Origin of the sequence: Enterobacter cloacae complex sp. P14RS, from assembly GCF_014895895.1 — a bacterium.
Classification (GTDB): Bacteria; Pseudomonadota; Gammaproteobacteria; order Enterobacterales; family Enterobacteriaceae; genus Enterobacter; species Enterobacter bugandensis.
The window spans coordinates 1-2,007 of record NZ_JADBQM010000045.1 but is presented as its reverse complement, the minus strand read 5'-3'; the positions used below and the strand labels follow the sequence as shown (position 1 = coordinate 2,007).

The following is a 2,007-nucleotide window of genomic DNA, read 5'->3' as shown; positions in this document are numbered from 1 at the left end:
GATGTCTGGTCTCGTAGAAATATTCTTTTTATTCTTTATTTATAAAAAATTCACGAAAAAGATGTTTGTTTATACTGTATTGTCAGTTGTGACAATAGTTCTACTTTTTGGAGCAGTAGGAGATATCAGGGGCGCAGAAAATCCGTATCAATATTTGTTGTCACCACAAGGCCAATTTTTGTCGAGTCTGCCTTCAGGATTTACATGGTTTTATGTCTATGTTACTGCGGGTCTTGCAAATCTTGCCTATAACTTTGCGGATATAGTGCCGGTATACGATTTTACAAGCTTCCAGGATCTTTTCCCCAGTGTTATCCGAAATCTCATTTATAGTGATTTAGGATTCCACGATACCATGGCATTAGTAGATGATAATGCCAACGTTTCAACAATGTTTGAAAAGCTAATGCCCGATCTTGGCATCGCGGGCTCCCTAATTGTGGTTACATGCTTACTTCTGCTTTTCAGTATTGCCTACAAGAATTTGCTAAAGTCATATCGTTTTAGTTTATTTCCTTATGCGATTGCAATGCAGTGCGCAATATTTAGTTGCTTTTATAATTTATTTTTTATTCAGACATATTTCTTACTTTTTATTGTAACTCTTGTTCTTGTGAGAATTAAAATATTTACAGGGAGTCATCCTAATGTTTGAGTTAGTTAAGGAAGATGTACGGAGATATTACAAACTGAGTGGGCGTAATAAATCAAAAGTTTCTCTTTTAGGTATAATTTCAGCTTTTATCGGAATGAAAATGACTCCAGTTATTTTATACCGCATGAGTCATTTTTGCTATAAGAAAAGAATCCCTGTTTTAGGAAAGATTTTTTCGCTAATAAATTTTATTGTTTTTGGGGTTGAAATTGCGTCAAACTGCGAAATAGGTGGTGGTTTTTTTATACCACACTCGCAGGGTATTGTTATTGGCGCATCTAAAATTGGTGTTAACGCAACAATATACCAGCAAGTTACGCTGGGTGCGAAAAATATCGATATTCCATTCAATCACGCTAATCGCCCTGTTTTAGGTGATAATGTAGTAATTGCATCTGGGGCTAAGGTTCTTGGTGGTATTCGAATTGGTGACAATGTTATTGTCGCGGCTAACGCTGTTGTAATGCATTCCTGTGATGACAATGTGCTACTTGTAGGCATTCCGGCCATTGTGAAGAAGAGTATTTAAAATGAAAGTGCTGTTTTTATGTCCTCGCTTTTTTAATTATGAAACCGAAATATCTGATGGATTAAGGCGAGCCGGTGCCACCGTTGATTATTTCGATGAAAAGCCATTTAATAACGTCTTTTTTAAAATTTTACTTAGGCTCTGGAAAGATAATAATTTCCTTAAACGCATTTCAGACGCGTATTTTGAGAGGATATTGTTTCAAACAAGAGATGATTACGACTATGTTATAGTGCTTAAAGGTGAGTCTCTCGATAGAAAAAATCTACTTAAATTCAAAAATAAATATAAGAGTGCTCAATTCATTTACTACGCGTGGGATTCTATTAAAAATTACCCTCATATTCAGGAGTATCTAAACTTATTTGACCGGGTGTTTACCTTTGATGATAATGATGCTCGAGAATATGATTTTATGGATCATTTGCCATTGTTTTATTCCCCTGATTTTGTAATCACAGCGACAAGAAAAACAGCAAAGAACGTTAATCGAAGTATTGCATTCCTCGGTACCGTACATAGTGACAGATACAAGCTATTAGGGGAAATTTATGAGAAATATAAAAATGAATATGATTTAAGGTTTGTGCTTTATTTTCCTTCTATTGTTGTATTGGCTGGTTTTATTCTTACCAATATAAAAGATGTCATTAAATACAGACTCTTTAGTTTTACACTTCGCTCTAGAAATAAAAAACAGATTGCGTCATTCTTCTCTGGTGCTGATGCTGTGCTTGACATCCAGCATCCCCGGCAGACAGGTTTGACGATGAGAACAATATAATGCTTACCTCTAAAGAGGAAGTTCATAACTACTAATAGC

General features: G+C 35.2%; 2 protein-coding genes and 1 pseudogene. All 3 read left to right on the top strand.

All coding sequences use genetic code 11. The annotated features are described in order from the left end of the window. Window positions 1-655 (top strand): annotated as a pseudogene (locus IM295_RS22920) (hypothetical protein); the annotation flags it as partial. Further along, a complete protein-coding gene (locus IM295_RS22915; RefSeq protein WP_047363182.1) occupies window positions 648-1,184 on the top strand; it encodes a serine O-acetyltransferase in 537 nt (178 codons plus the stop codon). The pseudogene IM295_RS22920 and the gene IM295_RS22915, both read left to right, overlap by 8 nt. A gap of 1 nt (window position 1,185) precedes the next feature. Beyond that, on the top strand, window positions 1,186-1,968 hold the full coding sequence (locus tag IM295_RS22910; RefSeq protein WP_226859544.1) for a hypothetical protein: 783 nt from the start codon (window positions 1,186-1,188) through the stop codon (window positions 1,966-1,968). Window positions 1,969-2,007 lie beyond the last annotated feature (39 nt).

Coding starts and splice junctions, on each gene's coding strand:
- IM295_RS22910 (WP_226859544.1), top strand. CDS start 1,186: ATGAAAGTGCTGTTTTTATGTCCTCGCTTTTTTAATTATGAAACCGAA.
- IM295_RS22915 (WP_047363182.1), top strand. CDS start 648: ATGTTTGAGTTAGTTAAGGAAGATGTACGGAGATATTACAAACTGAGT.